The following is an 18434-nucleotide window of genomic DNA, read 5'->3' as shown; positions in this document are numbered from 1 at the left end:
GATGGATTTTCGCGACAAACAAGCCATATATCTGCAAATTGCCGAACACGTCAGCGAACAGGTGCTGCTGAGCCGCTGGCCCGTGGGCGACAAAATTCCGTCGGTGCGCGAACTGGGCAGCGAGCTGGAAGTGAACCCCAATACGGTGATGCGCTCTTACGAGTTCCTGAGCCAGAAAGGCGTGATTAGCAGCAAACGCGGCATGGGCTATTTCGTGACCGACGACGCGCCCGATAAAATCAAAGCCTACCGACGCGAGCAGTTTCTGGAAACCGACCTGCCCGTATTTTTCAAAAATCTCTACCTGTTGGGCATCGACCTAACCGAGATTGAAACCCGCTATAACCAGTTTATTGCCACGCATTACCAGCCCCAACCATGAAAACCAGCCACATTTTGTTTGTCATAACGGTAGCCATCACGCTCATGGGTATGGTTGCTACAAATGTATTGCTCAAAGAACAATACCGGAAAATCGACTGGAGCGACGCCTACCAGAGTTTCGAGAAAAAGCCGCTACCTCCGGCCCGGCATTTGATTGTTCGGTCGGCTCCCACAGCCGAAATTGTCATTGAGAAAAGCAGCGCGACGCAGGCATTGCTGCTACCCTCCATGGCTCAGTCTTACAAAACCCGGCAACAGGGCGATACGCTGTTTATTGATTTTACAATGAACTACGACAGCAGCCCGCGCGACCCGCATAATGACATCAACGATGAGTTACCTGCCGGATTGGTACTGCGCCTGCCTGAGTTGCAAAGTTTACGGGCTATCGACACCCGCGTTACGCTACGCAACTTCGCACCCGACCGCCTGAACGTATCGCTCCAGAATACACGATTGAGGACCCACAACCTCACAGTAGGTGGGCCTGTCAGCCTTACAGCCAGCCAGAATAGCTTTGTTGTGCTGGGCGATGACCGTTATAAAGCATTGCAACTCACCATTCAGGACTCCAGCGGGGCACAGTTAAACAATACCCAAACCGATGCGTTTACGCCAATCGTTTCGCCGAAAAGTGAAGTACAATTACGGGGTAAGGCGTTGCATTGGTTGACCCTAAAAAAGTAGTACCGGTAATAAATTTGATAGTAATACTAACAAATTCGTTTCTGTGCTGTTTATTTGTGCAAACTTTCCAATGCACATGAACAAAACACCCATTACAGTCGCTTACGGGGACGGTATCGGTCCCGAAATTATGCAGGCCACGCTCGACATTCTGACGGCGGGCGGGGCGCAACTCGACATCGAAACCATCGAAATTGGTGAGAAAGTCTATCTCAGCGGCAACTCGGCGGGTATTGCACCCGAAGCCTGGGAATCGCTGCGCCGGACAAAGGTGTTCCTGAAAGCACCCATCACCACGCCCCAGGGTGGGGGCTTCAAGAGCCTGAACGTTACAACCCGGAAAGTGCTGGGTCTTTATGCCAACGTGCGGCCCTGCGTGGCCTACGCGCCCTTCGTAAGCACCAAGCACCCCAAAATGGACGTGGTGATTGTGCGCGAAAACGAAGAAGACCTCTATGCCGGTATCGAACACCAGCAAACACCCGAAGTAGTGCAGTGCCTGAAGCTGATTTCGCGGCCCGGCACCGAAAAAATCGTTCGCTATGCGTTTGAATACGCTCGTGCGTATGGCCGTAAAAAAGTGACCTGCTTCACCAAAGACAATATCATGAAGCAGACCGACGGCCTGTTTCACAAGGTATTCGATGAAGTAGCGAAAGAGTATCCCGACATCGAAAATGAACACTGGATTGTGGACATCGGTGCGGCCAAACTCGCCGACACGCCCGAAGCCTTCGACGTAATAGTGATGCCAAACCTTTACGGCGATATTCTGTCTGACGTAGCGGCTCAGATTGCCGGGTCGGTGGGTCTGGCCGGAAGCTCGAACATTGGGCAGGAGGTCGCTATGTTCGAGGCTATTCACGGGTCGGCACCGCGCCGGGCAGGGCAAAACTTAGCCAACCCATCGGGGCTGCTGCTGGGGTCGATTATGATGCTCGTACACATCGGACAGAGCGAAGTTGCCGAGCGCGTGCATAATGCCTGGCTCAAAACGCTCGAAGATGGCATACATACGTATGATATTTACGATGAGGCTGTTAGCACCGAAAAAGTAGGCACCAAAGAGTTTGCACAGGCCGTTATTGCCCGGATGGGTCAGAAGCCTTCAACACTGACGCCAGTGAGCTACGCACAGGCAAAAGACGTGAACTTTAACACAACGCCAACGCCACAGGCACCCGTAAAAATCGATACGGTAGGCGTAGATATTTTCCTGCGCTGCGACGACCGCGACCCCAACAAATTAGGCGAGGCTCTGAAAGATTACACGGCAGGCAATATGCACCTGAGCATGATTACCAACCGGGGCGTGAAAGTATGGCCGAACGGTTTCGCCGAAACGTTCTGCACCGACCACTGGCGTTGCCGCTTCAAATCGGATGATCTGGCACCATCGACGTATCAGGATATCATTCAGTTGCAACAGGCCGTAACGGAAGCTGGCTACGAGATTATCAAAACCGAAAACCTTTGTACGTTCGACGGTCAGCCGGTTTTCTCGGCGGGTCAGGGTGCCTAAACTAATCGTTCCGATGGACGGGCAATCCGTCCATCGGAACGGCAAACGCAAAAAACATGGCTCATACATTCCAACTTATTGATGGCCGCTTCAGTGCGGGCGAGGCCGAACTGCTGCTGACCGAACTGGCTCAGGCCAAAATTCAGCACCATATGCGCCGAATGGCCTGGCACGACCATTCGGAAGAGGACATTAAAGCAATGGAGAAGCGTATTCGCGAAATCGAGACCGATCTGCGTTCAACGCTTGACTATATCAAAACCAACGCATCGGCAGATACCGGTGTTGATATTGAAGGAACGATTGCGCTTACATTGCCCGCCAAACGATAAGCATCAGGACGTGATAGACACCGAGTCGGCGTTATTGGGTACGGTTGAAGACGCTGAATACGTTGGCAGCGTGATTTGGAACGTAGTGCCTTCGTTGATGACCGATTGAACGCTGATTTTACCCCGGTGCAGATCGATAATGCGCTGGGTCAGAGCCAGTCCAATGCCGTGGCCTTCCGTAGTAGCAGTAGAGTCGGCCCGGTAAAACGGCTCGAAAATGTGGGGCAGGGCGTCGGCAGAAATACCATATCCGTGATCGCTTATGGTGAGGTGAATCTGCCCCGTTTCTATCCGAATCCGAACCAACACGCTGCGGTCTGCCGAGTATTTGCAGGCGTTTTCCATAAGGTTCTGAAAGGCTGTTTGTAAGAGCGATTCTTCGCCTAAAACTACCAGATCATCTTCCTGATCTGGTAGTTCATCAAAGTCGATGCTGATACCATAAGCTTTGTTTTTCTGCATGAGCTGACTTTGCGCCTGCCACAGTAATTCATCGATTCGAACGGGCAGCCGATGAAACGTGGTTCCGTCTGAACTAATGTGGGCCAGTTCGAGCAGCCCATTTACGAGCCGGATCATGCTTTTCACTTCATCGAGCAGCGCATCGAATGCCACCTCATATTCGCTGCCAGAGCGCGGATGCAGACGGGTCACTTCAATCTGCCCCATCATCACGGTTAGCGGTGTCCGCAATTCGTGCGATGCGTGAGAAACAAAACTTTTCTGAACGATAAACGCGTCTTCGAGTCGGGCCAGCAACGCATTGAACGTGCGGGCCAGATCGGCCAGTTCATCGCGTTGACGACCCACACTCATGCGTTTATGAATGTTGGTGGCCGAAATAGCATTGGCCTGACTAATCAGCTCGGTAACGGGGCGCAGCGCGTCGGTAGCGAAAAGATAACCGGCTAAGCCAACGATAAATAGGCTCAGAAGCCAGCCGAAAAATAGAATTTCGCGCAGGCGGTCGAGCTTCGACAAACCATACCGGTCATTGGCCGATGCTACTATATAAAGCGGTTCGGTACCGGGTCGTTGATAGAACACACCCACCGCTTCAACATCGCCCCTTCGCAGGTAAGAAACGCGGTCAGCCGTAATATTGCGTAGGAAATCGGTAGAAATCAGAAATTGAGGTCGTTGATTTTTATAGTCATACAGCACCTGCCCCTGCTGGTTATATACTGTTACCTGCTCATCGGCCAGTACAGGCAGATCATCCTGGGGTATTTCGCCTACATCTTCGCGTAAACGCACCGTCGTAACCGCTTTTTCTTCAAGTCGTTGCTGAAACTCCTGTTGCCGAAACTGATCGTAGAGATAATAGATCGAAACCGTAAACAGGAGCATAATTGACGCTACCAGCAATACAAAAAGGAGCGTTAGTCGGGTGCGAATAGTCATTCTTCTTTTAGCATATATCCCATGCCAATTACGGTATGAATGAGTTTTTGCGGGTAATCTCTGTCGATTTTTTTGCGAAGGAAATTCACATAAACATCAATTACGTTGGTGCCGGTATCGAAGTGAATGTCCCAGACTTTCTCCGCAATATCAACTCGTGATACCACCCGACCCCGATTACGCATAAGGTACTCAAGCAGGCCGAACTCTTTGGCCGTCAACTCAATACGTTTTCCGTTGCGCCGGGCTACTTTCTCGCCTAAATCCAACTCAAGGTCGGCAACTTTCAGTATAGTGGTTTGCACACCGTTGTCGCTGTTTCGTTTGGAAAGCGCACGCAAACGGGCCAGTAATTCCCGAAACTCAAAAGGTTTTACCAGATAATCATCGGCACCGGCATCAAAACCCGTCAGTTTGTCCTCAACCGAACCCAACGCGGTCAGCATGAGAACAGGAGTGCCAATTTGCGCCCGTCGAAGAGACTGAACCACCTCAAAGCCGTTCATTCGGGGCAGGTTCACATCCAATATAATCACGTCATACGAATTCTGGAGTGCCATAACTCGCCCAGTCTGCCCATCGTAAGCCAGATCAACTTCGCATGATTGTTCTTCCAGCCCTTTTCGCACGAATGAGGCCAGTTTCGGTTCGTCTTCTACTACTAAAATCTTCATATCAGCAACATGTATAATGCTTCCCTGAATTGTTGCCTGAAATACACCTTATAAAGTTAAAAGTATGTAAAAGCGAAATTAGAATACTATTAGAGTCTTTCAGAACAGGCGACTCCACGCAAAACGAATGAGGACGAGCAGGGTAACAAAACCGATGAGCAGATAAACAAAGGGTATATAACTGACAGCGTAAATACGAGTGCGGTCAATGAGCCACAGAACGCCTATAAGAGCTGCAATCAGCGTCATAAAGCCCGACAACTTACCAAAACCGGGCACGTAGTCGAATGGAATTTTTCGCCGAATGAGCGTTAGTGTTGCAATCATCGTCAGGATGGGAAATACCTGCACAACCAGATTCATGTCCCACACACTCTGCCGCTCGAACAGAAACAGGTAGATGTTCAACGTAACGGCGAAAATGCCGGGAATGCAAGCTAAGTACACCAGTACGGCGTAAACATATCGCCATTTCCAGATTTGTTCAGCGGTTTCGCCTGACCATTTATTTGTCAAAAATGCTCCTGTCGGAATGGCCGACAGGAGCATAAATAAAAGCGCAGGCTGGGCCGAAATGGCCTGAAAAACATCGCGAAGGGTCATTTCAGCGTCAACAAATACCCAATCGTGAAATTAGCGTCCCAATCGAAGACAAACTGATCGCAGCCGGTGGCATCGGCAATGGCTTTGTAGATGTTCAGGCCAGCTTTCGATTTGGCGTTTTCGAGTTTGTAGGCCGAAGGTGCATCCAGCACGGTGTAGCGTTCTTTCCCATTGCGAACGGCTTTGGCTAACTCAAACGGCACTCCGCCGATGATAAAACACGTTTTGCGGTGGCTGGTGGGTACTTGCTTGGCTTTCGCGCCTACTTCCGAGGCTACCGTTTCGTCGCTCATACCGTTCTGGAAATATTTCGATCCGTGGGTTTCCACGGCTTTGGTCTGACCGTTTTCTTTCCACGAAATCTTGGTATTTCCCGATCCAATATCAACGACAAACGAGTTATCGGCATAGTCGGCGGGCAGCACGGCCCGTAGGCCCAGCGAACCTTCCTGCTCCGGCGTTACGGTGTTCACCACGTAGTTCAGCGACTTCAACGCCTTGATAATCTTCTGCGTACCTTCGGCTTTTACCGCGCCCGACGACACCACGAACTGAATGTCGCGCCCGCCCACGCCAAAATCGAGCATCTTGCCGATATAGCTTTTCAGCCCCGCCCGAATGTCGTCGTCGGTCGCCATGTTTTCCATCACGAGACTGTTGCCAAACTCAGCTTTCTCAAGCTTCCAGTTTTTATCGGCATCAACCCGTACAATGAACGAATTGAACCCACTGGCTCCCAGTTCAACTACCCCTTTCAGCTTACCGTTTTGCGGAGCCGGGGGCGTATAGGTAAACGTCCGGCGCGCCCCACTGCTGGCCGATGACTCGTCTGATGAGCCAGCCGATGAGCCATTATCAGACGCCGTTGATTCGTCTGCCGAAGTTGATGACGTCTGGTCTTCAGCACGGGGCATGGTGGCCGATTCCGACTCCTGCTTTGGCGAATCCACGCCGGGAGCCAGCTTACGCAGGGCTTCGCTGCCACCGAAGTAGCGAAAACCAAAGAAAATAGCGGCTAAAATAAGGGCCGTAATCAGCAGCCGGCCCGCGACAGTTAAGCGTTGCATAATGATGTTTTGTTGAATGATTGAATGGTTGAGTGGTTGAATGATTGAGTGATTGGATGGTTGAGAGATTGAATGGAACGCTGAGGTAGTACCCTCATTCAATCATTCAATCACTCAACCATTCAATCACTCGGTAGTTAATCTAAAAGGTTGCGGTACCCTGCATCTTTTGGCGGATTGAGCTGGCCGGGTTGCGGGGCGGTAATGGGGTTTGCTTTGGGGGCGTCTAATTGTACCATCTTAAACTCGCCTTTGTTGTAGGCTTCGAGCAGAGCCTGCCCCTTGTCGGACAGGATACCGTTCTGAATATCAACGCCGTTGATGAAATCCATCGACAGGTCCATAGCCCGCTTCATCTCGCCGAGTTTGCGGCTCATGTCGTCCTGAATATATTCCATCGACTCATCGAAGTAAAACTTCTTGTCGGGGTCGCCTTTAAAGATGCTCACGGCGGTTTTGAGCGCGTTCGAGCTTTCTTTAACAATCTGATATTCAGTTTCTTTCAGCCGAACTTTGATTTCGGTTTCTTTAATGATGTAGTCGGCACTCTGGTTCACTTTTTCCATGAAGGCCAGCACCATCTGAATATTCCGTTGCAGGGGCAGCAGTTTTTCATTCATCTCCTGCAAGCCCGCGCCTTCGATGGTGGCGAGTTGTGCCTGTTCGCGCATACCGGGGCGGTCGGCCATGTTGTTGGCTTTGTTGGCCTCGGCAAATTTCTGCTTTATGCTTTCGTTGTTATCGTTGATGCGTTTGTTGAGTTTCACCAACTGCCCCGCCAGCGTATCGATTTGTCCCTGCATCTCGCGCCGTTTTTTCTTCAGGTCGTCAATGTAAATCTTCATGATGGCAATCGGGTTCAGTTGAATAACCGTACCCGTTAATGTGCGCATGAGCGATTTGAACAGGAAGAATACAGCAGTACGCACATCGCGGCTGGTTATCAGGAAGATAACTACGCCCAACACGCCCAGCAACAGAGCCAGTTCGAGCACATTGGAAGTAGCCCGAATCAGAAATTCTAAAATTTGGTTGACGTTAACGAGGGCAAAGCCAGCCAGCCCGGCCAGCGCAATCATGCCCAGAATACCTTCGGGGCGGCTCCAGAACGATTTTTTTTCGGGTTCTGTATTGCCGCCTAATTGCGAGAAATCGGGAGTAGCCATTGCTTGAGAGTTATAAAGTTATAGGGTTGTAGCGTTGTATAGTTGGTTTGTTGAAGCACCGTTTACGCTCACGCGAATCGAACGGTACAACTTTACAACTTTATGACCATACAACTCTATTTCAGGTATTGCGTCATCTTGTTGATGTCGGCATTGATCTGGTTGGTGAAGTGGGCGAACGTGGCGTCGTAGTTTTCCCGATTCTGGTTGATTTTCGCGCTTTGTTCGGCAATGTCGCCCCCGATGGCCCCCAGCCGGTTGTTATTGGCGTCGATTTGCTGTTGAATCGCCAGCAGTTGTTTCGCCAGTGATTCGTTTTCGGTTTGCAGCCGTTTTTGCTCGTTCTGCAAACCGCCCACGCGTTCTGAAATGGCCGCTTCTACGCTCTTGCCGAAGCCGTCGCGGTCTTTGTTCAGCGCGGTCAGATACTGTTTGGCCGTGTTGGTCAGCAGGTTGATATCGGCGGTTCCGGCCAGTGCTTTAAAGCTGGCCCAGGCCGCCTGATACTGTTTTTCTTCGGTCAGGCCGAGGTTGCTCAGGCTCCGCAGCGTTTCGCGAAACTCGAAGTAATCAGGACCGGGCGGGTTGTTCTGCGCCAGCACGTCGGCAAAATGTTCGGCAAACTTCGTATCGATGCTGCCCGGCTGGGTTGACGGCGTTGGCGCAGGGCCGGTTGTGGCAGCGGGAGCAGGCACCGCAGCCGGGCGTGGCGACGCCGGTACGCTGGCGGGCGCAGTTCCTGTAGCGGGTTTATCGGCGGTTTCTTCGGACTTGATGAAGAAACTCAGGATTTTACGGCCAAGTGATGGCTCTGGTTCGGGCATGGGCGTCAGTCGTTGGTGAAAGACGTAGCAATGTTACGAGGTTCCCAACAATCGCACAATACCTGATTAAGCCGAACGGCATTTTTCAATGAACAGCCGTAGATTATTAACGATGAGTGATAAGTGATGAGCGATGAGTGGCTGACGCTTAAAGCACTCATCACTCATCACTCATCACTTATCACTCTTTCAGCCACGCGCTCATGCGTTCTTTGAAATGTTCGACTTTCGGCTTCGAGACGGTCTGCACGTATAACTCGTTCGGATGCAGCCGGTAATAACCCTGATGGTAGACTTCGGCGGGGTAAAAGGCTTTGAACGGCACGACCTCCGTAACAATAGGCCGCTGGTGCCGACCCGACGCCGTTTCGCGTTTGATGGCTGCGTTGATGGCTTCCTTTTCGGCGGGGGTTCGGTAAAAGGCTATCGAGCGGTATTGTGTGCCAATGTCGGGGCCTTGCCGGTTGAGTGACGTAGCATCGTGGCCCGCAAAAAACGCCGTCAGCAGCGTATCGAACGGAATAATTTTGGGGTCGTAGTAAATCTGTACAGCTTCGGCGTGGCCGGTCTGATCGGTGCCAACCTGCTCGTAGGTTGGGTTTTCAAGATCACCGCCCGAATACCCTGACACCACTTCGCGCACACCCCGCAGCAGTTCAAATTCTTCTTCGATGCACCAGAAACACCCGGCGGCAAACGTGGCTACGGCTTCGCCCGGCTGCAACGCAGGGAGTTTGGCCGGGCGTGTATCTTTCTCGGTAGTTGCCTGGCTGGTTTGTTGCCGGCAGCCCGCCACCAGAACAAAAACCAACAGCAAAGATGTAAGTGCTTTCATGCGTTTAAAACCCTAAATCAGCCGCATAAGTTGCTTAACTTTGCCTCTACAATATATGCCAACTGTTGGTTGCTCATTGTTGACTGTTCACTGAAAAAACCATGTCATTAACCACCCTCGGTCTCGAACTACCCACCGACCCGCGCTGGGTGAACATCGCCGAAATGAACATTGGCGACATTCTGATCGACCATGCGTATTGCGAACAAAAAGCCGCATCGTCGTGTATCTCGCTCATTGTCAGTTATTCCGACAAAGAAGAATTAGTTGAAACCCTTACGCCCGTGGTGGCCGAAGAGTGGGGGCATTTTCAGCGGGTGCTCAAGGAACTACGTAAGCGCAATATTCCGCTTGGTCGGCAGCGGAAAGATGAATACGTGAATCAGTTGCGGAGCCGCCTGCGCCGGTCAACGGGTGATCAGAACGAGCAACTGATGGATAACCTGCTCATCAACGCGCTCATCGAAGCCCGAAGCTGCGAACGGTTTAAACTACTGTCGGAACACATTGCCGACGAAGGGCTACAAAAATTTTACCGCGAACTGATGATTTCGGAAGCGGGTCACTACCGCAATTTCATTGAACTGGCCGAAACCTATCTACCCGCCGAGCGCGTTCGCCAACGCTGGAAAGAGTTTCTGGCCGTTGAAGCCGACATCATCGCCAGCCTCGACCTCCGGGGCGACCGGATGCACTAAGAGCTATAGTTTAGAACCTGATTTCCTGGGTCAGGTAGGTGGCCTGTTCGTCGCCGTTGATGCGGACGGTGGCTGTCAACGGTTTTTGCTGCCAGTTTATCGTAATCAGGCCGTAGTTTAGTTTGGTTATCATGTTGCCCACCCGGTGCCGGTTCGGCTCGTCGTGCGGTTTGGACACGTGGGTCAGGCCGCTGCTCGTAATGTCGAACAGGTCATACCCTAATCCTGGTACGCTTTCGCGGGAAATTTCGGCAATATGACGGTCACCACTGATAAGTATTGCTCCTTTCGGTTTGGTTTTGCCCAGGAGGTTCATTAGCCGCTGGCGGGCGGTCGGAAAGTTAGCCCACTTTTCGTAGGGGTGTTCTTCGGGTATAAACTGAATGCCGCAGCCGATAATGTGAACGTCGGCATCGGAGTTGGTTAACTGTTGTTCGAGCCACTGCCACTGTGCTTCGCCGAGAATATCGCCCGATGGGTCAGGTACGTTGACTTTACCCTCTTTCTTCAGCGGGTCGCGAAAATACCGGCCATCCAGCAAAATTACCTTTACGCGCTGACCTACAGGCCCATACACATGCGACGAGTAAGCACCCTCCTGGCTGCGAAGCGGGCTGTTGGCCGGTTCGTCCAGAAAATCGAGCATCAACTGCTGGCTCTCCCGTCGGCGCGGATACTCTTTGCCGCCGTCGTTAACGCCGTAATCGTGGTCGTCCCAGATGCCAATGACCGAGGCCGACTGGCGCAGTTGCCCATATACGGGGTTGGCTTTTTGCCGGGCATACTTGGCGGTCAGCGTATCCATGTTTTCTGAATCGCCATAAATGTTGTCGCCCAGCCAAATCCAGACGTCGGGTTTTTGGGCTACAATATCGTCCCAGAGCGGCTGTGGGCGTTTCTGATCGCTGCACGACCCAAACGCAATAACAGACGCCCGCTTTGGTGGGGCCGCTGAATTGGATTGCGAAGTTCGACAACCGGAAAATAGAAAAGATGCGCACAAACTGAGCAGAATAAGGTTCTTCATAAAGCAGAGTTTTCTTTTTTTTCGCAATAGTAAAGACGTTTTGCCTTACCTGATGCCTGTTTCATTATTTGTTAACAGACGATTTGAGCGTTCGACGCAACTTATATGACCACCGACATACTGACCGATTACCTCATCACCCAATCGCCGAAGGCTTGTTTGCGAAAGCGGCTGGAACGGGGCGATTACATCTATAAACCCGGCGACGACGCTCCCTACGTTTATTTGCTGGAGAAAGGTGTCGTTAAAATTGGAAGTCTGGGACCATTAGGCGAACGGGTAGTTTACGACGTTTTACGACCCGGTGAAGTATTCGGTGATCTGGATTATTTAGACGAGGTCGAGTTTTTTGAGTTTGCGCAGGCCGCTACGAGCCTTTCTATCGTGGTGGTTCAGTTGTCGTTTTTTCGCCACATCATCATCCATGATCCGGTAGTGGCCGAGTGGTTCAACGAAACGATTGTCAGGCGTTGGTACAAAGCCGAAATGCGGCTTCTGCACCGGGCGCACGAAACCGTGGAGAACCGGCTCTATCGGCTGAAAGAACAACATATTCAGGTGGTGAAAGATGCCGATGGACTGGCGCATCAGGTACTTCAATTACTATCGCATCAGGAAATAGCCGATCTGGTTGGTGCAACCCGCCAAACAGTTTCCAAAAAACTGAGACGTATGCCGGTCTGACCTGTGTTACCCAAATACGTGACACATATTATGCTATTGCTATATTTTTCGGCTATCGATTGAGCCTTTTTAAACATATTGTTAAGGATTGGCACGGTGTTAAAATTTAACGTGCCTTCGCAACCTGGGTGGGTGAGTTTTGGGGTGAATTGTTAACCAATCTTCACCCCTTATGAGACATAACTTTATTCAATTCATCGGTTTGCTGGTACTGATTGCCGGTATGCTGTCGATGCCGCTGACACTGTTTGGGCAAGCTACCGATGCCACCATTGCCGGTTTGGTTAAAGACGCTGCCGGGAGTCCGCTGCCCGGTGCTACCGTTACCATCAAAAACGAATCGACGGGTTTCCGCACGGGTACGCAGACGGGCGTAGATGGCCGGTTTTCTATCAAGCAATTGCCGTTGGGTGGCCCGTACACCGTTACATTTTCATTCATCGGCTTCACGAACCAGACGCGCACGGGCTACCAGCTCAATCAGGCCGATCTGGTTTCCATCAACGTTACGCTGGCCGAGAGCGACCAGAATCTTCAGGAAGTAGTCGTAAAAGAAACCGGGCTGAAGAGCCGCATCGACCGGCTGGGTGCCACAACAGCCATTACCGCCGACAACATTGCTAAATTGCCCGTCTTTAACCGGAGTTTCACGAACCTGATCGCGCTCTCCCCCTCAGTAACGGCATCAGCGTGGGCGGCCAGCTTCCATCATCGACCAACTACCTGATCGACGGAGCCAGTGCGCGTAATAACCTGACCAGCGGACAGTTGGGTAATGGCCCGTTTGCCCTGTCGCTCGAAGCCATCCGTGAATTCGAGATTGTTGCCAATGAATACGACGTTACAAAAGGGCGTCAGGGGGGCGGCACGGTCAGCGCGGTAACTAAATCGGGGACCAACACCATCACCGGAACGGTTTTTACCTACTATAACGCTGACGGGCTGTCCAGCCCACGCGACATTCGGGGTAATGTCAGAACGGTTGATTTCAGCCGGTTTCAGTACGGCTTTAGTTTGGGCGGGCCAATTATTAAAGACAAACTACACTACTTCGTGGCTCTTGACCGGCAAACCGAATCGGCTCCATTCTACATCGCCGACATTCGACAGGATGCCGACGCCAACGCGTTGGGTATCAGCAAGGCCGTGCTCGACAGCGTCATTACCATCGGTCGGCAGAAATATGGTCTGAGCAACGCGCAGCAGGTGGGTGAATTCAACCGGGAAACGGTTGCCAACACGCTCTTTACCCGGCTCGACTGGCAGATCAACGCCAAAAATACGCTGACCCTGCGCAACAATTTCAGCAACTGGAATAACCCCAACAGCGTTAACGACAACTCGGCCATTAACCTCTTTGAGGTGTTCAGTAATTTCAAATCGCTGGAGAACAGTACGTTGCTTTCGTTGCGGTCAACCTTCAAATCAACGCTCGTCAACGAGTTGAAGATTCAGTACCAGCACGCCACCCGAAACTACGAAACAAACAGCCTGCTGCCATCGGCCAACATTCCGCGAGCCATTGTTACGGTGCGGTCGCTACTGCCCAACGGACGTACCGGCACTACGTCGGTACAGCTTGGCGGTCAGCGGTTTACGCCGGAGCGTAACACAGAAAACCAGCTTCAGTTGGTGAATACGCTGTACTGGAACCGGGGGCGGTACAACTTCACGTTTGGCACCGATAATACGCTAACCTATCTGGATACCTATATCTCGAACGAGCAGAATGGCCGGTTTGTCTTTAACAGCCTTCGGGAGTTCGACGATCTGAATCCGTCGCGTTATGCCCGTGAAGTACCCATCGACGGTATCCCGTCGGTGCAGCAATACGTGCTGAATGCGTCGCTGTTTGGGCAGGTGGCGTTTAACCCACATCCCGACCTGGCCGTGCAGGCAGGGCTGCGCTGGGACCTCACGAGCTACCTGACCAAAGGCGATTATAATCCCGTAGTCGACCGTGAACTGGGCCTGCGGACGGATGCCAACCCAACCGACTGGAATAACTTTCAGCCCCGTTTGCAACTGACCTGGAATCCTGGCGGCAAAAACCGGGACATCTTCCGGCTGGGGGGCGGTGTTTTCTCGGCCTACGTCATCAACTACGCTCAGGTGAACAACATCCAGAACAGCGGCACCAAAGTGGCCTCTATCGACGTGACCCGACCCGCCAACGCCAGTCAGCCGAACCTCGTGCCGCGCCCCGACTTTGTGTCGTACCGCACCGATCCGAACACCGCGCCGGGCATACCTGCTGGCGCTAATTTCGTCTCGACCATTAACCTCAACGACCCGAATTTTCAGGTGCCAACCATCTACAAAGCCAACCTGTCGTACAGTCGTTTCTTCGGCGACAACATACGGCTTGGGGCTAACCTGCTTTACTCGCGAACGGTCAATAACTACGTGTATTTAGATCGCAATCTGGTCGATCAACCCTACTTTACGCTCAGTAACGAAGCCAACCGGGGCGTGTTTGTGCCAGCCAATACCATTGCTACCAACAGCGGACAAACCAATAACGTACTGGGGCGCAAAACGCAGGCTGTGGGTCGAACGCTGATTCTGACCAACGGAGCCAGACTTCAGACGCTGACGTTTGTATTCGACGGCGAAATTCGACTGCCCCGCAACGGCTCGCTGGCCTTCAGCTACACCTGGAACGATGCGCAGGACAATACCTCCTACAACGGGAATGTGGCTAATACGTCAACGTTTCGACCCATCAAAAGTGACCCGCGCAGCCTGAGTGAGATCAACTATTCCGATAATCACTTCCGGCATAAGCTGGTGGCTTTTGGCTCAACGCCTGCCGTTGGCGGGGTGGTGCTGAGCGTTCGGTTTACGGGGCTGGGCGGAACCCGTTACTCCCTGCTGGTCGATGGCGATATCAACGGCGATTTTGTGGGAGGCCCCGGCAACGACAACGACCTGGCGTTTATTTTCAACCCCAACAGCCTGGAGGTAGCGCAAACGGTTCGGACGTCGATGCAGCGCGTGCTGGATAACCCCGACAACCGGGCCGCCGATTTTATCCGCAACAGCATTGGCACCATCTCAGACCGGAACGGGGGCGAAAATCCATTCGCCGGCACGTTCGACGTGCGGCTCGCCAAATCGATCAAAACCTTTGGAACGCAGCGGCTGGAGGTTAGCGTAGACGTGTTCAATTTTGCCAACCTGCTGGGCCAAACGCTCGATGGCGTAACGTTTCGGGGGGAGAAGCTACCTCCCGCCGGAACTGGGGCGGAAACTTCAACCTCAACAACCAGACGCTGCTGGTGCCAACGGGCTTTAATCCAACCACGCGCCAGTATGCCTATCGTGTCAACGAAAACGTAGGCGTCACCCAGAAAAACGGTACACCCTACTCGGTGCAGCTTGGAGCGCGATACTCATTCTGACACAGCCGGAACAGAACCGCCAGCGTAGAGAAACTTCTCACAAAAGACCCTGCTCAGGCGGGGTCTTTTGTGTTCTGATCCGAACAGATGTAGGGCGGCACATAGAGTTCCGTTATCTTTACAGAATGACCTTTCTCCAGCAAACGGCTCAACGCATCTATGAAGCCCACGGTCCCAGTATGGCCGACGTGTGGGTGATTCTGCCTACGCGCCGGGCCGTGTCGGTTTTTCTCGATGAACTGGCCGCGCAGTCCGACCGCCCGTTTCTGGCTCCCCATGCTATGGCCGTCGATGATTTTATTACGCAGGCGGCTGGCGTACAATTGATTGACTCGGTTAGTTTGCTCTTCGAGCTATACGACGTGTTTAAAGACATTGACCCGCAGGTTGAGTTTGAGCAGTTTATCGGCTGGGCAACCGTGCTGCTGGCCGACTTCGACCGTATCGATCAGTACCTCGTCGACCCGCACGAACTGTTCAGCTATCTCACAGCCGCCAAAGCACTCGAACGCTGGCAGGTGAATGTGCCGTCGTCGGCCCAGCCCATCACCGAAACGCTCGGCACCACGCGCTATTTCAAATTGTTCGAGAATCTGCACACGACCTACCACGCGCTCCGCCAACGCCTGACCGAACAGGGGCTGGCTTACCGGGGCATGGCCTACCGGTTGCTGGCTGATAACGTAGAATCGCTGATTCGGGACAATTACGCCTACGAGCGTGTGTATTTCGTTGGTTTCAACGCGCTGAGTGCGGCTGAAGAACACGTCATTCGCGTGCTGGTCGATGCCCGGAAAGCCGAACTGTTCTGGGATGCCGACCTGTATTACATGAACGACCGCCGACAGGAAGCCGGTCAGTTTCTGCGTCGCTATCGCGAAAACGGCTGGTTTTTTGCGAAACAGAACCACGCCGACCTCCGCGATCTGTCGAATAATCTGCTGAGTACCGAAAAAAACATCCGCGTCGTGGGTGTTCCCAATGCCAGTATGCAGGCGAAGGTGGCGGGGGCATTGGTTCAGTCGGCAGGTTCCGGCAAAACGGCGATTGTGCTGGCTGATGAGACGCTGCTCGTGCCGGTATTGTACGCACTCGATGAGAGTGTAACCGACCTGAACGTAACAATGGGTCTGTCGCTGCGGTCGTCGCTGCTGTTTACGCTGGTCGATACGCTGTTCGAGATGCAGCGAACGGTGCATGAGTTTCGGACCAAAGACGGGCGTAATCTGCGTTTGCCGAAGTTCCACCACCGGCACGTGGTGAAGGTGCTGAACCATCCGTTTGTGAAGCAGTACGAACGAATCAGCGGCCTGATGGGGCCGGAAGAGGTGAACGAAAAAGGGGAGGTATTGCCCCCAGAACCGTTGTTTCAGTGGATGGCGAAAGACATCGTAAAACAACAACGGGTTTATCTGACCGAACGCGACCTCCGCGAGATGGGCCAGAACGACCCGCTCGTTCGGGTGTTGTTTGCCCGCTGGCCCGACGATAAGCCCGACCGCGTTATTCGCACGTTCTACGATCTGGTCGATCTGCTCCGCGATGTGTACCGGGCCAGTCAGGACGCCATCGAGATCGAATATCTGTACCTGTTTTATACGCTGCTGCGCCAACTCGAAACGACACTCGAACGGCAGGCACTGACCCCGGAAGGCCGTACTCCGGTGACGGTGAAAAGCTTCCGGCAGTTTCTATACGAACTGATTCGGCAAACGACCATTCCGTTTACCAGCGAGGGCAACAGTCAGTTGCAGGTAATGGGCATGCTCGAAACCCGCGCCCTCGATTTCGACCGGGTCATTATTCTGTCGGTAAACGAAGGCGTTTTGCCACAGTCGCGTCGGCTTAACTCGCTGATTCCGTTCGATATAGCGCATGAACTGAAGCTGCCCACTTACCGGGAGCAGGAGGCTGTAATGGCGTATCACTTCTACCGGCTCTTGCAACGGGCGAGTGATATTGTGCTGATTCACACCACGTCGACCGATGCCTACGGCAACAGCAAAGGCGAACCGAGCCGCTTTATTCGGCAAATCGAGCATGAATTGGTGCCACTATCGGGAGGCCGCATCCGGCTTAGTCGCCCAACCGTGCGTTTTGGGCAGATGAATGCCGCAAAAGTGGCCGACGTCAGCGAATTGGAAGTGCCTAAAACCGAGAGCATTCGGGATGAAATTCAGAAGTTACTGACGACGAAAGGGTTATATCCGTCGTATCTGAACCAGTTTTTACGCTGTTCGATGTCGTTCTATTTCAGCCGGGTAGTGAACATCAGTGAGGAAGAAGACATTGAGGAAAAAATGGGCGCGGTCGATTTCGGGAACTGGATGCACAAAGTGCTCGAACGCTTGGATATAGAGTACCGACTGAAAGAGTTGCCCGTCGAAGAACCGCTGGTTATCAGGCTTTTGGAAGAGGAATTTTCCAATACCATGAAAGGCCGCGTTATTGAATCGGGCATGAATCTGCTGCTCTACGATCTGGCGAAAAAGCTGATGCTCGACTTTCAGAAACAGCAGGGCAATTTGCCCGGCCTGACGGTGATTGGCACCGAGCAAACGCTCGAAACCTACTTAGACGTGCCGATGAACGGTCACGAACCGCTGCATATTCGCATCGCCGGAAAAATTGACCGCATCGAACGCTTCGGCGATCAGATTCGGATTGTTGATTATAAGACGGGGAACGTTAAACTGTCCGATAAAACGCCCGCCAACCTGCGCGAGAAGTTGCTCGACGATGGTAAAGAAGACAAAATGCGGCAGTTGTGGCTATATCGGTATTTAGCCATCAAAAACATCCGCGACCACGGTGGCCTGCCCCGCGACAAAGCCAAACGCGACATTTTCCCGGCTGCCGGTATGCCCGTCGAAGCCGGGTTTTACTCGTTCCGCGACGTACAGGGCGGCTTCAAAACCAACCCCGTCCGGTTTACCGCCACCGACGACCCCGACCAATACATTGCCGATTCGGAAGACCTGCTCCGGCAACTCATTCACCGAATGCTGGATATGAACGAACCCTTTCGCAAAACCGACCAGCTCGACCGCTGCGAATACTGCAATTTTAAAGGCATCTGCGGAAGGTAATGGAACACGGATAGTACGGATGTTACGGATTAAC

General features: G+C 52.6%; 17 protein-coding genes. 9 read left to right on the top strand and 8 right to left on the bottom strand.

Annotated elements, in window-relative coordinates:
- Position 1 precedes the first annotated feature (1 nt).
- The 4 genes from AWR27_RS09585 (at position 2) to AWR27_RS09570 (ending at position 2925) form a co-directional block, all read left to right on the top strand.
- Positions 2 to 382 carry a GntR family transcriptional regulator gene (locus AWR27_RS09585; protein WP_077130969.1) on the top strand — a complete coding sequence of 127 codons (381 nt, stop codon included), beginning with the start codon at positions 2 to 4 and terminating at the stop codon, positions 380 to 382.
- On the top strand, positions 379 to 1071 hold the full coding sequence (locus AWR27_RS09580) for a hypothetical protein (RefSeq protein ID WP_077130968.1): 693 nt from the start codon (positions 379 to 381) through the stop codon (positions 1069 to 1071). The genes AWR27_RS09585 and AWR27_RS09580 overlap by 4 nt, the downstream gene beginning before the upstream one ends.
- Before the next feature lie 76 nt (positions 1072 to 1147).
- The gene (locus AWR27_RS09575; RefSeq protein WP_077130967.1) at positions 1148 to 2593 is read left to right on the top strand and encodes an NADP-dependent isocitrate dehydrogenase; all 1446 of its coding nucleotides are present in this window, start codon (positions 1148 to 1150) and stop codon (positions 2591 to 2593) included.
- A 56-nt stretch (positions 2594 to 2649) separates the two neighbouring features.
- Positions 2650 to 2925, top strand: coding sequence for a hypothetical protein (locus AWR27_RS09570; RefSeq protein ID WP_077130966.1), 276 nt, complete (start codon positions 2650 to 2652; stop codon positions 2923 to 2925).
- A gap of 3 nt (positions 2926 to 2928) precedes the next feature.
- Here the strand turns inward: AWR27_RS09570 and AWR27_RS09565 are convergent, their stop codons facing one another.
- From AWR27_RS09565 to msrA, 7 genes are all read right to left on the bottom strand, one after another.
- Positions 2929 to 4329 carry a sensor histidine kinase gene (locus AWR27_RS09565; protein ID WP_077130965.1) on the bottom strand — a complete coding sequence of 467 codons (1401 nt, stop codon included), beginning with the start codon at positions 4327 to 4329 and terminating at the stop codon, positions 2929 to 2931.
- Positions 4326 to 5003: a response regulator gene (locus AWR27_RS09560; protein WP_198045121.1), complete on the bottom strand. Its 678-nt coding sequence runs from the start codon at positions 5001 to 5003 to the stop codon at positions 4326 to 4328. The genes AWR27_RS09565 and AWR27_RS09560 overlap by 4 nt, the downstream gene beginning before the upstream one ends.
- Before the next feature lie 99 nt (positions 5004 to 5102).
- Positions 5103 to 5606, bottom strand: a complete 504-nt coding sequence (locus AWR27_RS09555) for a hypothetical protein (RefSeq protein ID WP_077130963.1) — start codon at positions 5604 to 5606, stop codon at positions 5103 to 5105.
- Positions 5603 to 6673 (bottom strand): acetate and sugar kinases/Hsc70/actin family protein, encoded by a 1071-nt coding sequence (locus AWR27_RS09550; RefSeq protein ID WP_077130962.1) that lies wholly within the window; start codon positions 6671 to 6673, stop codon positions 5603 to 5605. The genes AWR27_RS09555 and AWR27_RS09550 overlap by 4 nt, the downstream gene beginning before the upstream one ends.
- A 137-nt stretch (positions 6674 to 6810) precedes the next feature.
- Positions 6811 to 7839, bottom strand: coding sequence for a hypothetical protein (locus tag AWR27_RS09545; RefSeq protein WP_077130961.1), 1029 nt, complete (start codon positions 7837 to 7839; stop codon positions 6811 to 6813).
- A 116-nt stretch (positions 7840 to 7955) separates the two neighbouring features.
- Positions 7956 to 8663, bottom strand: coding sequence for a hypothetical protein (locus tag AWR27_RS09540; protein WP_077130960.1), 708 nt, complete (start codon positions 8661 to 8663; stop codon positions 7956 to 7958).
- Positions 8664 to 8844: 181 nt separating this feature from the next.
- Entirely contained in the window at positions 8845 to 9498 is a 654-nt protein-coding gene (gene msrA / locus AWR27_RS09535; protein ID WP_077130959.1) for a peptide-methionine (S)-S-oxide reductase MsrA, read from the bottom strand.
- A gap of 101 nt (positions 9499 to 9599) precedes the next feature.
- On the opposite strand from msrA, the gene AWR27_RS09530 reads away from it, so the two are divergent.
- Entirely contained in the window at positions 9600 to 10196 is a 597-nt protein-coding gene (locus AWR27_RS09530; protein WP_077130958.1) for a MiaE family protein, read from the top strand.
- A gap of 10 nt (positions 10197 to 10206) precedes the next feature.
- Here AWR27_RS09530 and AWR27_RS09525 read toward each other — a convergent pair whose 3' ends face one another.
- Positions 10207 to 11223, bottom strand: coding sequence for an alkaline phosphatase D family protein (locus AWR27_RS09525; protein ID WP_077130957.1), 1017 nt, complete (start codon positions 11221 to 11223; stop codon positions 10207 to 10209).
- 105 nt (positions 11224 to 11328) lie between these two features.
- Here AWR27_RS09525 and AWR27_RS09520 point away from each other — a divergent pair, with 105 nt between their 5' ends.
- The 4 genes from AWR27_RS09520 to AWR27_RS09510 all read left to right on the top strand — a co-directional run bounded on the left by AWR27_RS09520 (position 11329) and on the right by AWR27_RS09510 (position 18400).
- Positions 11329 to 11907 carry a Crp/Fnr family transcriptional regulator gene (locus tag AWR27_RS09520; RefSeq protein ID WP_077130956.1) on the top strand — a complete coding sequence of 193 codons (579 nt, stop codon included), beginning with the start codon at positions 11329 to 11331 and terminating at the stop codon, positions 11905 to 11907.
- 172 nt (positions 11908 to 12079) lie between these two features.
- Entirely contained in the window at positions 12080 to 12634 is a 555-nt protein-coding gene (locus tag AWR27_RS25740) for a carboxypeptidase regulatory-like domain-containing protein (RefSeq protein ID WP_232326024.1), read from the top strand.
- Entirely contained in the window at positions 12598 to 15249 is a 2652-nt protein-coding gene (locus AWR27_RS09515) for an outer membrane beta-barrel protein (RefSeq protein ID WP_232326023.1), read from the top strand. The genes AWR27_RS25740 and AWR27_RS09515 overlap by 37 nt, the downstream gene beginning before the upstream one ends.
- A gap of 187 nt (positions 15250 to 15436) precedes the next feature.
- Positions 15437 to 18400: a PD-(D/E)XK nuclease family protein gene (locus tag AWR27_RS09510; RefSeq protein WP_077130955.1), complete on the top strand. Its 2964-nt coding sequence runs from the start codon at positions 15437 to 15439 to the stop codon at positions 18398 to 18400.
- The last annotated feature ends 34 nt before the right edge of the window (positions 18401 to 18434 follow it).

It is taken from the genome of Spirosoma montaniterrae, assembly GCF_001988955.1.
Taxonomy (GTDB): domain Bacteria; phylum Bacteroidota; class Bacteroidia; order Cytophagales; family Spirosomataceae; genus Spirosoma; species Spirosoma montaniterrae.
This window is presented reverse-complemented; position numbering and strand designations above follow the sequence as displayed.

Coding starts and splice junctions, on each gene's coding strand:
- AWR27_RS09525 (WP_077130957.1), bottom strand. CDS start 11,223: ATGAAGAACCTTATTCTGCTCAGTTTGTGCGCATCTTTTCTATTTTCC.
- AWR27_RS09570 (WP_077130966.1), top strand. CDS start 2,650: ATGGCTCATACATTCCAACTTATTGATGGCCGCTTCAGTGCGGGCGAG.
- AWR27_RS09510 (WP_077130955.1), top strand. CDS start 15,437: ATGACCTTTCTCCAGCAAACGGCTCAACGCATCTATGAAGCCCACGGT.
- AWR27_RS09540 (WP_077130960.1), bottom strand. CDS start 8,663: ATGCCCGAACCAGAGCCATCACTTGGCCGTAAAATCCTGAGTTTCTTC.
- AWR27_RS09585 (WP_077130969.1), top strand. CDS start 2: ATGGATTTTCGCGACAAACAAGCCATATATCTGCAAATTGCCGAACAC.
- AWR27_RS09580 (WP_077130968.1), top strand. CDS start 379: ATGAAAACCAGCCACATTTTGTTTGTCATAACGGTAGCCATCACGCTC.
- msrA (WP_077130959.1), bottom strand. CDS start 9,498: ATGAAAGCACTTACATCTTTGCTGTTGGTTTTTGTTCTGGTGGCGGGC.
- AWR27_RS09520 (WP_077130956.1), top strand. CDS start 11,329: ATGACCACCGACATACTGACCGATTACCTCATCACCCAATCGCCGAAG.
- AWR27_RS09545 (WP_077130961.1), bottom strand. CDS start 7,839: ATGGCTACTCCCGATTTCTCGCAATTAGGCGGCAATACAGAACCCGAA.
- AWR27_RS09530 (WP_077130958.1), top strand. CDS start 9,600: ATGTCATTAACCACCCTCGGTCTCGAACTACCCACCGACCCGCGCTGG.
- AWR27_RS09560 (WP_198045121.1), bottom strand. CDS start 5,003: ATGAAGATTTTAGTAGTAGAAGACGAACCGAAACTGGCCTCATTCGTG.
- AWR27_RS25740 (WP_232326024.1), top strand. CDS start 12,080: ATGAGACATAACTTTATTCAATTCATCGGTTTGCTGGTACTGATTGCC.
- AWR27_RS09555 (WP_077130963.1), bottom strand. CDS start 5,606: ATGACCCTTCGCGATGTTTTTCAGGCCATTTCGGCCCAGCCTGCGCTT.
- AWR27_RS09565 (WP_077130965.1), bottom strand. CDS start 4,329: ATGACTATTCGCACCCGACTAACGCTCCTTTTTGTATTGCTGGTAGCG.
- AWR27_RS09575 (WP_077130967.1), top strand. CDS start 1,148: ATGAACAAAACACCCATTACAGTCGCTTACGGGGACGGTATCGGTCCC.
- AWR27_RS09550 (WP_077130962.1), bottom strand. CDS start 6,673: ATGCAACGCTTAACTGTCGCGGGCCGGCTGCTGATTACGGCCCTTATT.